This window comes from Streptomyces sp. SCL15-4 (genome assembly GCF_033366695.1).
Lineage (GTDB): Bacteria > Actinomycetota > Actinomycetes > Streptomycetales > Streptomycetaceae > Streptomyces.
The window spans coordinates 4176710-4193330 of record NZ_JAOBTQ010000001.1; the positions used below are offsets into that span (position 1 = coordinate 4176710).

Below are 16621 nucleotides of genomic sequence, written 5' to 3' on the forward strand. Positions count from 1 at the left end.
TCAGGGGTCGCGCCGCGTGGTGTCCGGGCCGTGTGCCGGCGGTTGCCTCCGGCGGCCGAGGAGTTCCGCCCGGACCCCGAAGGCCGCCGCGGTCACCGGTACCGCGAGGAGCATGCCGAGGATGCCCGCGACGGAGGCGCCCGCGGTGAGCGCCACCAGCACGACGGCCGGGTGCATCTGCACGGTCCGGCTCTGGATCACCGGTTGCAGCACATGCCCCTCCAGCACCTGCACCGCGAGCACCACCCCGAGCGCCCACAGCGCGATGACGAGGCCCCGGTCGGCGAGGGCGACCAGCACGGCCACCGCGCCGGAGAGGAAGGCGCCGAGATAGGGGATGTAGGCGCCGACGAAGACGAGCGCGCCGAGCCCGATCGCGCCGGGCACCCTCAGGACCAGCAGGCCGACGGTGATGCACAGGGCGTCGATGAGCGCGATGAAGGTCGTCCCGCGCATGAACCCCTCCACCGCGGCGAAGGCCCGCCGGGCGACGGCCTCGGCGGTGTCGGCGCTGCCGCCGGGCGCGAGGGAGCGCAGGGCGGCCAGGGCCCGGTGGGAGTCGCGCAGGAAGAAGAAGACGAGCAGCAGCGCGAGCACGGCCATGGCGATGCTCTCGGCGACCAGGCTCACCCCGCTGACGACGTTGGACGCGGCCGTCCCGCCGAACCTGCGCAGCAGTTCGCGCGCGTGGGAGGCGAGGTCGTCCAGCCCGGTCCCGGAGGCCCCGAAGTGCCGGGCGACGGCCTGGGCGGCGCCGCGCAGCGAGGCGAGGATCTGCGCGCCGCTGTCGACGAGCGCGGTGACGACGATGTAGACGGCACCGCCGACGACGGCCACGACGGCGGCGCAGGTGAGCCCGGCCGCCACCGACCGCTGCACCCCGGCCCGCACCAGCCACCGGTACAGCGGACCGAGCAGCGCGGTGCCGAGCAGGGCGAGCAGCACCGGCGTGACGGCCGTGCGCAGCTCACCGCAGAGCTGTACGCCGACCCAGCCCACCGCGGCGACGAGCAGCAGCACGGCGCACCAGGCGGCGAGCCGGCGTACGGGTTCGGGCAGCAGGAGCACGTACCCAGCCGATCACGCGGACCGCCGGCTGTCCCGCCGCACGGGTCCGGACGGGCGAGGTACGCCCGTCCGGGTGCCGGGACGGATCAGATGCCGCTGTCGGTCATGCCGTGCACCGCCGGGATCTGCCCGAAGCGGCCCTTCTTGAAGTCCTCGAAGGCCTGCACCAGTTCGTCCCTGGTGTTCATGACGAACGGGCCGTAGTGGGCCATCGGCTCCCGGATGGGCCGGCCGCCGAGGAGGACGACCTCCAGGTCGGGGGTGTGCGCGTCCTGCTTCTCGTCCGCGCGGACGGTCAGCGCGGAGCCGGCGCCGAAGACGGCCGTCTGGCCCAGGTGGACCGGCCGGCGCTCCGTACCGACGCTGCCGCGGCCCGCGAGGACGTACGCGAGGCCGTTGAAGTCCTCCCGCCACGGCAGGGTCAGCTCCGCGCCCGGGGCGAGGGTCGCGTGGATCATCGTGATCGGCGTGTGGGTGACGCCGGGGCCCTGGTGGCCGTCCAGCTCGCCGGCGATGACCCGCAGCAGCGCGCCGCCGTCGGCGGAGGCGAGCAGCTGGACGGTGCCGCCGCGGATGTCCTGGTAGCGCGGGGCCATCATCTTGTCCTTGGCGGGCAGGTTCACCCACAGCTGCAGGCCGTGGAAGAGACCGCCGGACACGACCAGGGACTCCGGCGGCGCCTCGATGTGCAGCAGGCCGGAGCCGGCCGTCATCCACTGGGTGTCGCCGTTGGTGATGGTGCCTCCGCCGCCGTGCGAGTCCTGGTGGTCGAAGACGCCGTCGATGATGTAGGTGACGGTCTCGAAGCCGCGGTGCGGGTGCCAGGGGGTGCCCTTGGGCTCGCCCGGCGCGTACTCCACCTCTCCCATCTGGTCCATCATGATGAACGGGTCGAGGTGGCGGTGGTTGATCCCGGCGAACGCCCGGCGCACCGGGAATCCCTCGCCCTCGAAACCGCTCGGGGCGGTCGTGACGGCCAGCACGGGACGTGCCACGGCGTCGGCGGGAGCGGTCACACGGGGCAGCGTCAACGGGTTCTCGACGGTCACTGCGGGCATGTCGGGTACCTCCTTGGTACGCCCACTTTAGTTGAGCGTTGAACTTCTTGCCAGTCACAACGGGAAGGGCCCGGAGGGAATTCCCTCCGGGCCCGGGTCCGGGTGGCCTCTCAGCCGCCGCCGTACATGCGGCGCATCGCGAAGTCGACCATCTGCTCGACCGCCTTGGCGTCGAAGACGATCCGGTGCTCGCCCTCCATGTCCAGGACGAAGCCGTAGCCGGTCGGCAGCAGGTCGATCACCTCCGCGCCGGTGATCACGAAGTACTTGGACTCCTTGCCCGCGTACCGGCGCAGCTCCTTCAGCGAGGTGAACATCGGGATCACCGGCTGCTGGGTGTTGTGCAGGGCGAGGAAGCCCGGGCTGTCGCCGCGCGGGCAGTACACCTTGGAGGTGGCGAAGATCTGCTGGAAGTCCTCGGCGGCCATCTGCCCGGTGGTGAAGGCGCGCACCGCGTCCGCGAGCGAGGGCGGGGACGGCTCCGGATAGAGCGGCGGCTGCTGGCCGTACCCGCCGACACCGCCCGGCATCTGCTGCGGCGGGGCGTACTGCTGCTGAGCACCCGCGTTCTGGTCGTAGCCGTACATGGGCAGAAGCGTACCGAGCCACCCCGCCGCCCGGTCGGGCTACGGCGCGAAACCTCGCGCGTCAGCGCGGAGGAGCGGGGGCGCGGGCCGGGCTCGCGTCGTCGCCGCGGGTTCACCCGGACGGCCGGGCGCGCGGAGGTGTTCACGGCGCACTCCGAGGGGGCATGCACCTGGCACGCGACAACGCGCCCGCGCCGGTACTTGAGACGCGTCACAGATGCCCTGATCGGGGTTGCGTCTTATTACCGACGGGTAGCATCATCGTAGCTACTTGTTGGTACGTGAACTAGGTGCGAGGAGTCAGTGCCTCGCCGATCCCTCTACGGAGCCGTCGCCATGGGGCACTACAAGTCGAATCTCCGCGACATCGAGTTCAATCTCTTCGAAGTACTCGGGCGCGACAAGGTGTACGGCACCGGCCCGTTCGAGGAGATGGACGTCGAGACCGCCAAGAGCATCCTGGAGGAGATGACCCGCCTCTCGGAGAACGAGCTGGCCGAGTCCTTCACCGACGCCGACCGCAACCCGCCGGTCTTCGACCCGGAGACCAACACCGCGCCGGTCCCGGAGTCGTTCAAGAAGAGCTACCAGGCCTACATGGACTCCGAGTACTGGCGTCTCGGCCTGCCCGAGGAGATCGGCGGCACCACCTCGCCGCGCTCCCTGATCTGGGCCTACGCCGAGCTGATCCTGGGCGCCAACCCGGCCGTGTGGATGTACTCCTCGGGCCCGGCGTTCGCCGGCATCCTCTTCGAGGAGGGCAACGAGGTCCAGAAGCACATCGCGAAGATCGCCACGGAGAAGCAGTGGGGCTCCACGATGGTGCTCACCGAGCCCGACGCGGGCTCGGACGTCGGCGCCGGCCGCACCAAGGCGGTCCAGCAGGAGGACGGCTCCTGGCACATCGAGGGCGTGAAGCGCTTCATCACCTCGGGTGAGCACGACATGTCGGAGAACATCCTCCACTACGTGCTCGCGCGCCCCGAGGGCGCCGGCCCCGGCACCAAGGGCCTGTCCCTCTTCCTCGTGCCGAAGTACCTGTTCGACTTCGAGACCGGCGAGCTGGGCGAGCGCAACGGCGTCTACGCCACCAACGTCGAGCACAAGATGGGCCTGAAGGCGTCCAACACGTGCGAGATGACCTTCGGCGACCGGCACCCCGCCAAGGGCTGGCTGATCGGCGACAAGCACGACGGCATCCGCCAGATGTTCCGCATCATCGAGTTCGCCCGCATGATGGTCGGCACGAAGGCGATCTCCACGCTCTCCACCGGCTACCTGAACGCGCTGGAGTACGCCAAGGAGCGCGTCCAGGGTCCGGACCTGGCGAACTTCATGGACAAGACCGCGCCCAAGGTCACCATCACCCACCACCCCGACGTGCGCCGCGCGCTGATCACGCAGAAGGCGTACGCGGAGGGCATGCGCGCCCTGGTGCTGTACACCGCCTCGATCCAGGACGCCATCCAGATCAAGGAGGCGAACGGCGAGGACGCCTCCGCCGACCACGCGCTGAACGACCTGCTGCTGCCGATCGTCAAGGGCTACGGCTCCGAGAAGGGCTACGAGCAGCTGGCCCAGTCGCTGCAGACCTTCGGCGGCTCCGGCTTCCTGCAGGAGTACCCGATCGAGCAGTACATCCGGGACTCCAAGATCGACACCCTGTACGAGGGCACCACGGCGATCCAGGGCCAGGACTTCTTCTTCCGGAAGATCGTCCGCAACCAGGGCGCCGCGCTGAACTCCCTCGCCGAGGACATCAAGAAGTTCCTGGCCCTCGGCACCGGCGGCGAGGAGCTGGCGGGCGCCCGGGAGCAGCTGGCCAAGGCCGCCGTGGAGCTGGAGGCGATCGTCGGCGTGATGCTGACCGACCTCGCCGCCACCGAGCAGGACACCAAGAACATCTACAAGGTCGGCCTCAACACCACGCGCCTGCTCATGGCCTCCGGTGACGTGGTCGTCGGCTACCTCCTGCTCAAGGGCGCCGCGATCGCCGCCGAGAAGCTGGCGACCGCCTCGGCGAAGGACAAGGCGTTCTACACCGGCAAGATCGCCGCGGCGAAGTTCTTCGCGGCGAACGTCCTGCCGGGCGTCACCCTCGCCCGCAAGGTCGCCGGAAACGTCGAGCTGGACCTGATGGAGCTGGACGAGGCCGCGTTCTAGGTCCCGGCGTTCCGGACGCCCGGTTTCCGACGTTCCGGACGTCCCCGTCGATTCCTCACACGGGCCCGCTCTCTTTCCGGGAGCGGGCCCGTGCACGTCGTTAAGGTGAATCCCATGAGCGCACCAGCCCGCTTCGACCGCGGCCACACCGACGACCTGATGTCCTTCCTGGCGGCCTGCCCGTCGCCGTACCACGCCGTGGCGAACACCGCCGAGCGGCTGGAGAAGGCGGGCTTCCGGCAGGTCGCGGAGACGGACGCCTGGGACGGGACGCACGGCGGCAAGTACGTGCTGCGCGGCGGTGCGATCGTGGCCTGGTACGTGCCCGAGGGGGCCGAGCCGCACACCCCGTTCCACATCATCGGCGCGCACACCGACTCCCCGAGCCTGCGGATCAAGCCGCGCCCGGACAGCGGGGCGCACGGCTGGCGCCAGGTCGCCGTGGAGATCTACGGCGGCCCGCTGCTCAACTCCTGGCTGGACCGCGACCTCGGGCTCGCCGGCCGGCTGTCCCTGCGCGACGGCTCCTCGGTCCTGGTCAACGTGGACCGGCCGCTGCTGCGGGTGCCGCAGCTCGCCATCCACCTGGACCGCACGGTCGGCTCCGAAGGGCTGAAGCTCGACAAGCAGCGGCATCTGCAGCCGGTGTGGGGCCTCGGCGACGACGTGCGCGACGGGGACCTCATCGCCTTCCTGGAGCAGGAGGCCGGGCTGACCGCGGGCTCGGTGACCGGCTGGGACCTGATGACCCATCCGGTCGAGCCGCCGGCCTACCTCGGCCGGGACCGGGAGCTGGTCGCCGGTCCGCGCATGGACAACCTGCTGTCCGTGCACGCCGGTGCCGCCGCTCTCGCCGCCGTCGCGGCCTCCGGCGCCCCGCTCCCCCGCATCCCGGTGCTGGCCGCCTTCGACCACGAGGAGAACGGCTCGCAGTCGGACACCGGCGCCGACGGCCCGCTGCTCGGCTCCGTCCTGGAGCGTTCGGTGCTCGCGCGCGGCGGGACGTTCGAGGACCGGGCCCGCGCCTTCGCCGGTTCGGTCTGCCTGTCCTCCGACACCGGTCACGCCGTGCACCCCAACTACGCGGAGCGGCACGACCCGACGCACCACCCGCGGGTCAACGGCGGCCCGATCCTCAAGGTCAACGTCAACAACCGCTACGCGACCGACGGTTCGGGACGCGCGGTGTTCGCCGCGGCCTGCGAGAAGGCGGGCGTGCCGTTCCAGAGCTTCGTCTCGAACAACTCCATGCCGTGCGGCACCACCATCGGCCCGATCACCGCCGCCCGGCACGGCATCCGCACGGTGGACATCGGCGTGGCGATCCTCTCCATGCACAGCGTCCGCGAACTGTGCGGCGCCGACGACCCGTTCCTCCTCGCGAACGCCCTGACGGCCTTCCTGGAGGGCTAGCCGCGACCCCGCCGGGTACCCGGACGACACCGGAGATTCCGGAACCGGAAGGGGAGGCGAGGTCTCATGGGTCTCGGCGGATGCATCATCCTCATCGGCGTGGGGGCCATTCTGACGTTCGCGACCGACTGGCACATGAAGGGCGTCAACGTCACCGTCGTCGGCCTGATCCTGATGGCCGTCGGTCTGATCGGCGTCGCGACGTTCAGCGGGATCGCCCGCCGCCGCCGCGTGGTCGTCCCGCCGACGACACCGGTGGTGGAGGAGGAGCCCCACCGCCACCACCACCGCGTCGACGGCTACTCGGACGGCTACGGCGTCTGAGCCGGCGCCTGCCTACTGCTCGTCCATGCCCGCCAGGACGAGCGGCAGGCGGTCCGTCCCGCCCGCTGTGAGACGGAGCGGGACGCCCCAGTCCTGCTGGTGCACGTGGCAGGCGGGGTACTCGTTGGCCGGATCGTCGTCGCACGACGCGGCCATCGCGGAGACGTGCAGGACGCCCTCGGGCACGGCCGGGTTCAGTTCCAGCTCGCGGGACAGGTCGGTGTCGGCCCCTTCGCCCTTGAGCAGCAGCTCGGGCGGGGTGGCGGAGACCAGCAGACGGGTCGAGGGGCCGTAGCGGGTGTCGAGTTTCTGGCCCGCCGGGGCCTGGAAGATCACGTCCAGGCTCAGACGGCCGGGCGCGACCTCGGTGGCCGCCCGCCGGGTGCGGTGGGCGACCGACTCCACGCGCACCGCCTCCTCGGGCAGCCGCAGCCGGGTCAGCCGGTGCCGGGCCGACTCCACCACCACGATGTCCTCGCCGACGAGGACGGCGTCGCTGGGTTCGCGCAGGTCGGTGGCGAGCGTGGTGACCTCGCCGGTGGCGGGGTCGTAGCGGCGCAGGGCGTGGTTGTAGGTGTCGGCGACGGCGACCGAGCCGTCCGGCAGGGCGGTGACGCCCAGCGGGTGCTGGAAGAGGGCCTGCTCCGCGGCGCCGTCCCGGTGGCCGAAGTCGAACAGGCCGGTGCCGACGGCGGTGTGCACATGGCCGTCGGTGTCCACCCAGCGCAGGGCGCTCGTCTCGGAGTCGGCGAGCCACAGCCGGTCGGCGGTGGCCGCGAGGCCGGAGGGCTGGGCGAACCATGCCTCGGCGCCGGGGCCGTCCACCAGGCCCTCGTTGGTGGTGCCGGCCGCCACCGCGACCGTCCGGCCCTCCGGGTCGTACGTCCACAGCTGGTGGACGCCCGCCATCGCGATCCACACCCTGCCGCCGAAGACCGCCACGTCCCACGGGGAGGAGAGGTCCACCTCGCGGGCCGGGCCGGAGTTCGCCGAGCCCTGCCACCACTGCCTGCCGGTGCCCGCCAGGGTCGTCACCTCGCCGGTGGCCGGGTCCAGCCGGCGCAGGGCGTGGTTGACGGTGTCGGCGACCACCACCGAGCCGTCGTCCAGCAGGGCGAGGCCCTGCGGCTCGTTGAAGGACGCCTGGTCCGGGCCGCCGTCGGCGAAGCCGCGCGTGCCGGTGCCGAGCCGCCGCACGACCGTCTCGGCGTCCTCGGCCAGCTCCACCAGCTGGTGCCGGGTGGTGTCGCTGACCAGGAAGTTCCCCGACGGCAGCAGCAGCGCCTTGCCGGGGAAGCGCAGCGTCGTCGGCTCGGGCTCCGGCGGCACGTAGGGACCGTCGCCGCGGCGCAGGGTGCCCTTCGCCGCGTGCTCGGCCTCCAGCTCCTCGACCAGCCGCTCGATGGCGTGCGCGTGGCCCTCGCCGGCGTGCTGCGCGACGACGTAGCCCTCGGGGTCGATCACCACGAGGGTGGGCCAGGCGCGCACCGCGTACTGCTTCCAGGTGGCCAGCTCCGGGTCGTCCAGGACCGGGTGCGCCACGCCGTAGCGCTCGACGGCGTCCACGACCGCCCGGTGGTCGGCCTCGTGCACGAACTTCGGCGAGTGCACCCCGATCACCACGAGCGTGTCCCGGTGCTTCTCCTCCAGCTCGCGCAGCTCGTCCAGGACGTGCAGGCAGTTGATGCAGCAGAAGGTCCAGAAGTCCAGGACGACTATGCGTCCGCGCAGGTCGGAGAGGGCGTACTGACGGCCTCCCGTGTTCAGCCAGCCGCCCTTGCCGATCAGCTCGGGGGCGCGTACTCGGGCGCGTCGGGGTGCGGAGTCGGTCATGGTTCCAAGGGTGCCACCTGGCGCCGGCGGACGTTCGAGCGCCTGTGGACAACCCGGCCCGGCAGGGCCGGGCCGTGGACAACGGGCCGGGTCGTCAGTCCTGGCGGACCACGTTCCGGCCGGGGCCGCCGGAGAGGGTGTCGCGACCCGCGCCGCCGTAGAGCCGGTCGTTGCCGCTGTTGCCGTAGAGGGTGTCATTGCCGCTGTTGCCGTACAGCGTGTCGTCGCCCTTGCCGCCGTACAGGCTGTCGGCACCGGCCCCGCCGGTGAGCGTGTCCTTGCCGTCGTCGCCGGACAGGTACTGGCCCCCGGAGCCGCCGTGCAGCGTGTCGTCGCCCTTGCCGCCCTGCGCGATGTTGCCGCCGCCGGCCGCGTTGATCGTGTCGTTGCCGTCGCCGCCCCAGGCCAGGCCCTCCTTGCCGACCGAGAGGGTGTCGTCGCCCGCGTCACCCGAGACGTAGGCACCGTCGAGCCGGCCCGAGTCGGTCGCCTTGTCGTTGCCGGCGCCCAGCGAGATCTGGGCGTAGGAGTAGATCTGGTCGGTGCCGTTGTTGTAGGCGACCGTGTCGTTGCGGTCGCCGAGGTTCATGACCAGGGCGGCGTAGGGGTCCTGGCTGTCCACGCTGGTGACCGTGCAGGAGACCTTGGTGCGGTCCGCGGCGACGGGATGGCCGCAGCCGTGGCCCGCCTCGACCGGCACCACGTCGTCGATCAGGTAGGTGATGCCCGTACGGTCCGCGGTGAGCGTGGCGGTGACGGTGGCCTTGTTGGCCTGGCCGGCGGCGGCCTGGTAGGTGAGCTGCCAGTCGTACTCGTTGACCTCGGCGGTGGCCGGCGCCGTGGCGGCGCCGGCGGCGCCGGCCAGGGTGAGCGGGACGGCCAGTGCCGTGCCGAGGACCAGCATCACCGCCGGGACGGCGCGGAGCACCCGGCGGCGGACGGGACGAGCGGGCATGGAAACCTCCGAGAGGACGTGCGCGGTCGTGCGCCTTACGTACGTTCCGACTCGGTTGCCGGCCGTCCGGTTGGGCAACTGCCGCGTAAGCACGCGAAGTTCATCCCGGCGTCACCTCGCAGCCGGACGGATTCCGCCTCCCGGCCGGACGAGGGCACGGCCCGCCGTCCCGACCGGTCCGGCGGCGCCTCCCCGTGCCGGCCGCCGGCCGCGGAGGCGGCCGGCGGGCTCGGAGTATGACGGCTTTGTGACGATCGCCCGTCGCCGGGGAAGCCTGATCCGTATGAGATTCCTCGTACGCGACCGGATCCTCGGCATCGGTGACGACTGGTGGATCGAGGACGAGCACGGCCGGAAGGTCTACCTCGTCGACGGCAAGGCCATGCGGCTGCGGGACACCTTCGAGCTGAAGGACACCGAGGGGCGGGTCCTGATCGACATCCACCAGAAGATGTTCGCGCTGCGCGACACCATGGTGATCGAACGGGACGGCGAGGCGCTGGCCCGGATCCGGCGCAAGCGGCTGTCGCTGCTGCGCAACCACTACCGGGTCGCCCTGGTGGACGGCACCGAGCTGGACGTCAGCGGCAAGATCCTGGACCGGGAGTTCGCCGTCGAGTACGACGGCGAACTCCTCGCGGTCATCTCCCGCCGCCTGCTGTCCGTCCGCGACACCTACGGCGTGGACGTCGTCCGGGAGGACGCCGACCCGGCGCTGGTGATCGCGGTGGCGGTGTGCGTGATCCACCTCGCCGAGAAGGAGCGCGAGGAGGACTGACCCGGGCCGGGCGCGCCGTCGGTGAGAGGCGCTCAGCCCCGGTGCCGGGGCGGCTCCAGGCCCAGGACGCGGTCCTTGAGGGCGGGGAACTGCTCGCGGGTCGCGGCCACCTTCGCCGGGTCGATGTCGACCGTGAGGACCTCCTCGCCGGAGCCGGCCTCCGCGAGCACCTCGCCCCACGGATCCACCACGATCGAGTGACCCGCCTGCGGAACTCCGGCATGCGTCCCGGCCGTTCCACAGGCGAGCACGAACGCCTGGTTCTCCACCGCCCGCGCCTGAGCCAGCAGCGTCCAGTGCGCGCGTCGCCGCTCGGGCCAGCCCGCCGGGATCACCAGCGTCTCGGCACCGGCGTCGACCAGTGAGCGGAAGAGTTCGGGGAAACGGAGGTCGTAGCAGGTGGCCACGCCGATCGTGGTGCCGGGCAGCCGGACCGTCACCAGGTCCCGCCCCGCGCCCATCAGCACGGCCTCGCCCTTGTCGAAGCCGAAGCGGTGGATCTTGCGGTAGGCCGCGGCCAGTTCACCGGAGGGGGAGAAAACGAGAGAGGTGTTGTAGAGGGGGCCCTCAGGGTCTCGTTCCGGGATGGAGCCCGCGTGCAGCCACACGCCCGCGTCGCTCGCCGCCTTGGCCATCGTCTCGTACGTCGGCCCTTCGAGCGGCTCGGCCTCGCGGCCGAACTCCTCGTAGGCGAAGGCACCGGTGGTCCACAGCTCCGGAAGGACGACGAGGTCGGCACCGCTCTGCTCCCGCACCAGCGCGGCCACGCGCTGCCGCCGGGAGTCGACCGGCTCCCTCTCGTCCACGGCTGTCTGGATCAGCGAGGCGCGCACACTACCACCGTCCTGGGATTCAAGTCGTCCACACGGGCCTACGATCGTCACACGAAAGCACTGCCGGGGTGCCTTTCCGCAGCGTAACTTAGCGTCTCAAGACACCCGCCGAAGTGCAGCCGCCGTCCGCCGGCAACGCCGCCGCAAACCCGCCCGTGTACCGACCGCCGAGGGGTCCCGTTCCGTGAGTCTGCATCCCACTCTCCAGCCCTACGCCGACGCCTGGACGCACTCCATCGAAGCGATATCCGAGATGGCGCAGTCGCTCGTCGAGGGCGAGTGGAACCGGCGGACCCCGTGCCCCGGCTGGTCGGTGCGCGACATCGTGTCCCATGTCATCGGCATGGACTGCGAGATGCTCGGCGACCCGCGCCCCATCCACGCCCTGCCGCGCGACCTCTTCCACGTCGCCACCGAGCACCAGCGCTACATGGAGATGCAGGTCGACGTCCGCCGCCACCACACCGCGCCGGAGATGACGGCCGAGCTGGAGTACACGGTCATCCGCCGCAACCGCCAGCTGCGGGGCGAGTCCCGGGACCCCGGCACCCTGGTGCGCGGCCCGCTCGGCAAGGAGATCACCCTGGAGCAGTCCTACCGTATGCGGGCGTTCGACGTGTGGGTGCACGAGCAGGACCTGCGCACGGCCCTCGGCCGGCCCGGCAACCTGGACTCGCCGGGCGCGTACGTCACCCGGGACGTGCTGCTGGACGCGCTGCCCAAGGTCGTCGCGCGGGACGCCGACGCCCCGCGCAGCTCGGCGATCGTGTTCGACGTGCACGGCCCGGTCGAGTTCCTGCGGACCGTCCGCGTCGACATCCAGGGCCGCGGCACGGTGGAGACCGTCCCCGCGCTCGGCCCCGCCGCCACGCTCACCCTCGACTGGGAGACCTATGTCCGCCTGGCCTGCGGCCGGGTCTCCCCGGAGGCGGTGTCCGACCGGGTGAAGACGGAGGGCGACCAGGAGCTGGCGGCGGCGATCCTGCGCCACTTCGCGGTCACGCCGTAGCCCCGCGCCGGCCGCGGGCGCCGGTCGCGCGGGCGCCGGGAGCCGCGGGCGCCTACGCGGGCACGTGCACCGTCTCCACACGGCTGGAGATCAACCGCTCGCGCTCCCGCCGGGCCGCCCGCCCGCGCAGCCGCAGGATCTGGCTCACTCCGAGCGCCTGCAGCACGAACACGGAGCCAAACGCCACGGTGTAGTCGTCCCCGGTCGCGTCCAGCAGCACGCCGATCGCGAACAGCGTGGTCATGGAGGCGATGAAGCCGCCCATGTTGGTGATGCCGGACGCCGTGCCCTGCCGCTCCGGCGGGTTGGCGGGCCGGGAGAAGTCGAAGCCGAGCATGGACGCCGGCCCGCAGGCGCCGAGCACCGCGCACAGCGTCACCAGCAGCCACATCGGCGCGTGCCGCCCCGGGTAGGCCAGGGTCGCCGCCCACACCAGCGCGGTCGCGCCCACCGTGCCGAGTGCCAGCGGCAGCCGCGCCGCGTGGTGCCGCGCGACGATCTGGCCGTAGACCAGGCCGATCACCATGTTGGACAGCACGACCAGGGTGAGCAGTTCACCGGCCGTGCCGCGGCCGAGGCCCTGCGCCTGGACCAGGAACGGCAGGCCCCACAGCAGCAGGAACACCATCGCCGGGAACTGGGTGGTGAAGTGCACCCACAGGCCCAGCCGGGTGCCCGGCTCCCGCCAGGCCGCGGCGATCTGCCCGCGCACATAGGCCCCGCCCCGGCGCGACGGCGGCGCCGGTTCCTGGCCCTCGGGGTGGTCCTTGAGGAACAGCAGGGTCAGCACCAGGACGACCGCGCCCGCCAGCGCGCTGCCCGCGAACGCCGGGGTCCAGCCGATGCCGTGCAGCAGCCGGGCCAGGACCAGGGTGGAGACCAGGTTGCCCGCCATGCCGACCAGTCCCGCGAGCTGGGCGACCAGCGGACCGCGCCGGGCCGGGAACCAGCGGGTGCCCAGCCGCAGCACGCTGATGAAGGTCATCGCGTCGCCGCAGCCCAGCAGTGCCCGGGAGGCGAGCGCGGTGCCGTAGGAGGGGGAGAAGGCGAAGCCCAGCTGTCCGGCGGTGAACAGCAGCGCGCCGATGCTCAGCACCTTCTTGGTGCCGAGCCGGTCGACCAGCAGGCCGACGGGTATCTGCATGCCCGCGTAGACCAGCAGCTGGAGTATGGAGAACGTGGACAGGGCGGAGGCGTTGACATGGAAACGGTCCGCCGCGTCGAGACCGGCCACCCCCAGCGACGTACGGAAGATGACGGCGACGAAGTAGACCGCCACGCCTATGGACCACACCGCGACCGCCCGGCGGCCTCCCGGAGGATCGCCCGGAAGAGCGGCGTTGCGCACCGTGGCGCTCATCGGACGTCACCTCGCGCGAGATGCGAGAACCAGCTCACGTGCCGGTGCACGATCCCGACGGCCGCCTCGGCGTCCCCGGCGCGCAGCGCGTTCAGGATCTCCTCGTGCTCGGCGAGCGTCTTGGCGATCCGGTCGGGGTGGGAGTGCATGACGGCGACGCCCATCCGCAGCTGCCGGTCGCGCAGCTGGTCGTAGAGGCGGGAGAGGATCTCGTTGCCCCCGCTGCGCACGATCTCGGCGTGGAAGGAGCGGTCGGTGACCGCGGCCGCGGCCAGATCACCGGCGGCCGCCTGCGCCTTCTGCCGCTCCAGCAGCTCGGTCAGCCGCTCCAGCAGGCCCGGCGGGGCGGGTACGGCCTTGCGGGCCGCGTGCTCCTCGACCAGCAGCCGGGTCTCCACCACGTCGGCGATCTCCTGCGCGGAGACCGGCAGGACGAGGGCGCCCTTCTTCGGGTACAGGCGGAGCAGGCCCTCGACCTCCAGCCGCAGCAGCGCCTCCCGGACGGGCGTGCGCGAGACGCCCACGGCCTCGGCCAGCTCGCCCTCGGTGAGCAGGGTTCCGCCCTCGTAACGACGGTCGAGCACGCCCTGCTTGACATGGGCGTACACGCGGTCGGCGGCGGGTGGCCGCTTGAGGGACTGGGGCGCGGAGTGCTCGACGGCCGTTCTCATGCCCACAGGATAGATACAACACGTACGCAAGCGAGGAAGCCGTCCATCATGCGGACGGTGGCGATTAACCTCTCCTCGCCCGGCAACCGCACAACCTTCTGTGCTACTTACGTGTCACACACACGCGGCCCCCTTTTCGCACCCACCGCAACTCGGCCGCACACCAGGGGCATTCAATACATTCGGGGTACATCAGTTGATTACCGGCATTAAGGGCACCAGTCTTCGCAAAGCCGCCGTCGTCACCGTCACCGCCGGCGCGCTGGCCGCCACCGGTGCCCTCACCGCGGCGCCCGCACAGGCCGTCACCGCGCCCTCGATCGTGGCCAAGGGCGGGTACCTGATGAACAACGCCAACAGCTCGACGCTGTACACGAAGAAGGCGGACACCCGGCTGGCCACCGGCTCCACCACCAAGATCATGACCGCCAAGGTCGTGCTCGCGCAGAAGAACCTCAACCTGGACTCCAAGGTCACGATCCAGAAGGCGTACAGCGACTACGTCGTCAAGAACAACGCCTCCCAGGCCCACCTGATCGTCGGCGACAAGGTGACCGTCCGTCAGCTGCTGTACGGGCTGATGCTGCCGTCCGGCTGCGACGCCGCCTACGCGCTCGCCGACAAGTACGGCTCCGGCACGACCCGTGCGGCGCGCGTGAAGAACTTCATCGGCAAGATGAACACCAGCGCCAAGAACCTGGGCCTGAAGAACACCCACTTCGACTCCTTCGACGGCATCGGCAACGGCAAGAACTACTCGACGCCGCGCGACCTGACGAAGATCGCCAGCAGCGCGATGAAGAGCTCCACGTTCCGCACGATCGTCAAGACCAAGTCGTACACCGCCAAGACGCAGACCAAGTCGGGCGGCACCCGCACGATGGCGCCGTGGAAGAACACCAACGGGCTGCTCAGCAGCTACAGCGGGACCATCGGCGTGAAGACCGGCTCCGGTCCGGAGGCCAAGTACTGCCTGGTCTTCGCCGCGACCCGGCACGGCAAGACGGTCATCGGCACCGTCCTCGCCTCCTCCTCCATCCCCAACCGCGAGGCGGACGCGAAGAAGCTCCTCAACTACGGCTTCGCGCGCCTCGGCTGACGCACAGACATCCTGGAAGGGGCCCGTCGCGGCGAGCGGCGGGCCCCTTCGCCGTCTCCGCTTCCCCGATGACATGCATGGTGCTAGCTTCATTGGCACCATGCTGCTTCACTGGGACACGGCCGACACCCGACCGCTGCACGAACAGGTCGCCGCGGCGATCCGGCGGGCCATTGCCGAGGGCGAATGCCGCGCGGGCGACCGGCTGCCCTCCGCCCGCGATCTCTCCACGGCCCTGGACATCAACGTCAACACCGTCCTGCGCGGCCTGCGCCAGCTGCGGGACGAGGGCCTGCTGGAGTTCCGGCGCGGCCGGGGCATCACCGTCGCCGAGGGAGCCGCCCGGCGCTCCGGGATGCAGCTCAGGGTGCGCGAGCTGGTCGCGGAGGCGTCCCGGCTGGGCTACAGCCGCACCGATCTCATCGACATGATCCGGGGGCTGGCATGACGGGCGAGGGGAGCGGGCCGGCGCCCCGGGGCCGTACGACGCGCTGGTGGCCCCTCGGCGCGACGGCGGCCGTCACGGCCGTGCTCGCCGGGCTGCCGTGGGCCGCGCGGCACCGGCTCCCCGGCCGGCTGGCCACCCATTGGAGCGGCGGCGGCACCCCCGACGGCTCACTGCCCCTGTGGGCGGCCTCCCTGGTCCCGGCGGGCGTCTGGCTGCTGGTGGCCCTCACGACGGGCGTACGCCCGCGCCGCACCACAGCGGCCGCGCACCCCTGGCGGGCGATCGCGCTGGCACCCACCGGGGCGGTGCTCGTCGGCGCCCAGGTGTCCGTCGTCCGGGTGAACCTGGACCACACCGACTGGCACCAGGCCCGCCAGCCGGTCCTCACGGTGGTGCTGCTCGGAGCGCTGGCGGTGGCCGCCGGCGTGACCGCCTGGCGGCTCACCCCGCGGCCCGCCGCCGCGCCGGCCACCGCCGCGCCCGCGCCGGAACTGCCCGAAGGCGAACGGCTGGTGTGGTTCTCCCGCACGGCCAACCCCTGGCTGGGGCTGCTGGCGGCGGTGGCGGCCCTGGTGGCCGCCGTCGCGCTGATCGCCCTGGCCGCCGGGCTGGCGGAGCCCGCCGCGCTGTGGCCGGTGTGCGCGGTGTCCGCCGTCACGTCGCTCGCCGGCGCGACCTTCTCCTCGGTCCGGGCGAAGGTGTCGGAGGCGGGCCTGGAGGTGTCCTTCGGCCCGCTCCACCGGCCCGCCCGCCGCTGGGCACCGGCCGCCATCGAGTCCGCCCGCGCCGAGCACCGGCTGCCGTCCCAGGTCGGCGGCTGGGGCTACCGTGTCAGCGGCCTCGGCACGACGGTCATGCTCCGCGCCGGTGACTGCCTCGTCATACGGCCCCGGGGCCGCCGGAGCGACTTCGCGGTGAGCGTGGACGACGCGGAACGGGGCGCGGCCCTGCTGAACGCGCTCCGCGCCCGGGCCCACGCCGACTGACCGTCTACCTCAACGCCGCCGCCAATGTCACCCACA

Annotated in this window: 16 protein-coding genes; 8 read left to right on the forward strand and 8 right to left on the reverse strand. The window is 71.8% G+C overall.

What is annotated here, in order from left to right; translation table 11 throughout:
* The 3 genes from SCK26_RS18240 to SCK26_RS18250 all read right to left on the reverse strand — a co-directional run bounded on the left by SCK26_RS18240 (position 1) and on the right by SCK26_RS18250 (position 2713).
* Complete coding sequence (locus SCK26_RS18240; protein WP_318202363.1) at positions 1 to 1068, reverse strand: AI-2E family transporter; 1068 nt, start codon at positions 1066 to 1068, stop codon at positions 1 to 3.
* 86 nt (positions 1069 to 1154) lie between these two features.
* Positions 1155 to 2126 carry a pirin family protein gene (locus SCK26_RS18245; protein ID WP_318202364.1) on the reverse strand — a complete coding sequence of 324 codons (972 nt, stop codon included), beginning with the start codon at positions 2124 to 2126 and terminating at the stop codon, positions 1155 to 1157.
* Positions 2127 to 2236: 110 nt separating this feature from the next.
* On the reverse strand, positions 2237 to 2713 hold the full coding sequence (locus tag SCK26_RS18250) for an SseB family protein (protein ID WP_318202365.1): 477 nt from the start codon (positions 2711 to 2713) through the stop codon (positions 2237 to 2239).
* 336 nt (positions 2714 to 3049) lie between these two features.
* Here SCK26_RS18250 and SCK26_RS18255 point away from each other — a divergent pair, with 336 nt between their 5' ends.
* The 3 genes from SCK26_RS18255 (at position 3050) to SCK26_RS18265 (ending at position 6613) form a co-directional block, all read left to right on the forward strand.
* A complete protein-coding gene (locus SCK26_RS18255) occupies positions 3050 to 4876 on the forward strand; it encodes an acyl-CoA dehydrogenase (RefSeq protein ID WP_318206040.1) in 1827 nt (608 codons plus the stop codon).
* 114 nt (positions 4877 to 4990) lie between these two features.
* Positions 4991 to 6289: a M18 family aminopeptidase gene (locus SCK26_RS18260; protein ID WP_318202366.1), complete on the forward strand. Its 1299-nt coding sequence runs from the start codon at positions 4991 to 4993 to the stop codon at positions 6287 to 6289.
* Positions 6290 to 6355: 66 nt separating this feature from the next.
* The gene (locus tag SCK26_RS18265) at positions 6356 to 6613 is read left to right on the forward strand and encodes a hypothetical protein (RefSeq protein ID WP_318202367.1); all 258 of its coding nucleotides are present in this window, start codon (positions 6356 to 6358) and stop codon (positions 6611 to 6613) included.
* A 12-nt stretch (positions 6614 to 6625) separates the two neighbouring features.
* Here SCK26_RS18265 and SCK26_RS18270 read toward each other — a convergent pair whose 3' ends face one another.
* Complete coding sequence (locus SCK26_RS18270) at positions 6626 to 8446, reverse strand: NHL domain-containing thioredoxin family protein (RefSeq protein WP_318202368.1); 1821 nt, start codon at positions 8444 to 8446, stop codon at positions 6626 to 6628.
* A gap of 94 nt (positions 8447 to 8540) precedes the next feature.
* Positions 8541 to 9401 carry a calcium-binding protein gene (locus SCK26_RS18275; RefSeq protein ID WP_318202369.1) on the reverse strand — a complete coding sequence of 287 codons (861 nt, stop codon included), beginning with the start codon at positions 9399 to 9401 and terminating at the stop codon, positions 8541 to 8543.
* Positions 9402 to 9684: 283 nt separating this feature from the next.
* Between SCK26_RS18275 and SCK26_RS18280 the strand changes: the two genes are divergently transcribed.
* Positions 9685 to 10179, forward strand: coding sequence for an LURP-one-related/scramblase family protein (locus SCK26_RS18280; protein ID WP_318202370.1), 495 nt, complete (start codon positions 9685 to 9687; stop codon positions 10177 to 10179).
* A gap of 32 nt (positions 10180 to 10211) precedes the next feature.
* Here the strand turns inward: SCK26_RS18280 and SCK26_RS18285 are convergent, their stop codons facing one another.
* Positions 10212 to 11012, reverse strand: coding sequence for a carbon-nitrogen family hydrolase (locus SCK26_RS18285; RefSeq protein WP_318202371.1), 801 nt, complete (start codon positions 11010 to 11012; stop codon positions 10212 to 10214).
* Positions 11013 to 11196: 184 nt separating this feature from the next.
* Between SCK26_RS18285 and SCK26_RS18290 the strand changes: the two genes are divergently transcribed.
* Positions 11197 to 12021, forward strand: coding sequence for a maleylpyruvate isomerase family mycothiol-dependent enzyme (locus SCK26_RS18290; protein ID WP_318202372.1), 825 nt, complete (start codon positions 11197 to 11199; stop codon positions 12019 to 12021).
* A gap of 52 nt (positions 12022 to 12073) precedes the next feature.
* Here the strand turns inward: SCK26_RS18290 and SCK26_RS18295 are convergent, their stop codons facing one another.
* Together SCK26_RS18295 and SCK26_RS18300 are read right to left on the reverse strand one after the other, a co-directional pair.
* Complete coding sequence (locus tag SCK26_RS18295) at positions 12074 to 13381, reverse strand: MFS transporter (protein WP_318202373.1); 1308 nt, start codon at positions 13379 to 13381, stop codon at positions 12074 to 12076.
* Positions 13378 to 14052, reverse strand: a complete 675-nt coding sequence (locus tag SCK26_RS18300; RefSeq protein ID WP_318202374.1) for a GntR family transcriptional regulator — start codon at positions 14050 to 14052, stop codon at positions 13378 to 13380. Before SCK26_RS18300 ends, SCK26_RS18295 begins: the two co-directional genes overlap by 4 nt.
* A gap of 196 nt (positions 14053 to 14248) precedes the next feature.
* Between SCK26_RS18300 and SCK26_RS18305 the strand changes: the two genes are divergently transcribed.
* From SCK26_RS18305 to SCK26_RS18315, 3 genes are all read left to right on the forward strand, one after another.
* The gene (locus SCK26_RS18305) at positions 14249 to 15151 is read left to right on the forward strand and encodes a D-alanyl-D-alanine carboxypeptidase family protein (RefSeq protein WP_318202375.1); all 903 of its coding nucleotides are present in this window, start codon (positions 14249 to 14251) and stop codon (positions 15149 to 15151) included.
* Positions 15152 to 15251: 100 nt separating this feature from the next.
* The gene (locus SCK26_RS18310; protein ID WP_318202376.1) at positions 15252 to 15599 is read left to right on the forward strand and encodes a GntR family transcriptional regulator; all 348 of its coding nucleotides are present in this window, start codon (positions 15252 to 15254) and stop codon (positions 15597 to 15599) included.
* Positions 15596 to 16585 (forward strand): DUF1648 domain-containing protein, encoded by a 990-nt coding sequence (locus tag SCK26_RS18315; protein ID WP_318202377.1) that lies wholly within the window; start codon positions 15596 to 15598, stop codon positions 16583 to 16585. The genes SCK26_RS18310 and SCK26_RS18315 overlap by 4 nt, the downstream gene beginning before the upstream one ends.
* Positions 16586 to 16621 lie beyond the last annotated feature (36 nt).

Coding starts and splice junctions, on each gene's coding strand:
- SCK26_RS18245 (WP_318202364.1), bottom strand. CDS start 2,126: ATGCCCGCAGTGACCGTCGAGAACCCGTTGACGCTGCCCCGTGTGACC.
- SCK26_RS18250 (WP_318202365.1), bottom strand. CDS start 2,713: ATGTACGGCTACGACCAGAACGCGGGTGCTCAGCAGCAGTACGCCCCG.
- SCK26_RS18255 (WP_318206040.1), top strand. CDS start 3,050: ATGGGGCACTACAAGTCGAATCTCCGCGACATCGAGTTCAATCTCTTC.
- SCK26_RS18260 (WP_318202366.1), top strand. CDS start 4,991: ATGAGCGCACCAGCCCGCTTCGACCGCGGCCACACCGACGACCTGATG.
- SCK26_RS18265 (WP_318202367.1), top strand. CDS start 6,356: ATGGGTCTCGGCGGATGCATCATCCTCATCGGCGTGGGGGCCATTCTG.
- SCK26_RS18270 (WP_318202368.1), bottom strand. CDS start 8,446: ATGACCGACTCCGCACCCCGACGCGCCCGAGTACGCGCCCCCGAGCTG.
- SCK26_RS18275 (WP_318202369.1), bottom strand. CDS start 9,401: ATGCCCGCTCGTCCCGTCCGCCGCCGGGTGCTCCGCGCCGTCCCGGCG.
- SCK26_RS18280 (WP_318202370.1), top strand. CDS start 9,685: ATGAGATTCCTCGTACGCGACCGGATCCTCGGCATCGGTGACGACTGG.
- SCK26_RS18295 (WP_318202373.1), bottom strand. CDS start 13,381: ATGAGCGCCACGGTGCGCAACGCCGCTCTTCCGGGCGATCCTCCGGGA.
- SCK26_RS18300 (WP_318202374.1), bottom strand. CDS start 14,052: ATGAGAACGGCCGTCGAGCACTCCGCGCCCCAGTCCCTCAAGCGGCCA.
- SCK26_RS18310 (WP_318202376.1), top strand. CDS start 15,252: ATGCTGCTTCACTGGGACACGGCCGACACCCGACCGCTGCACGAACAG.
- SCK26_RS18315 (WP_318202377.1), top strand. CDS start 15,596: ATGACGGGCGAGGGGAGCGGGCCGGCGCCCCGGGGCCGTACGACGCGC.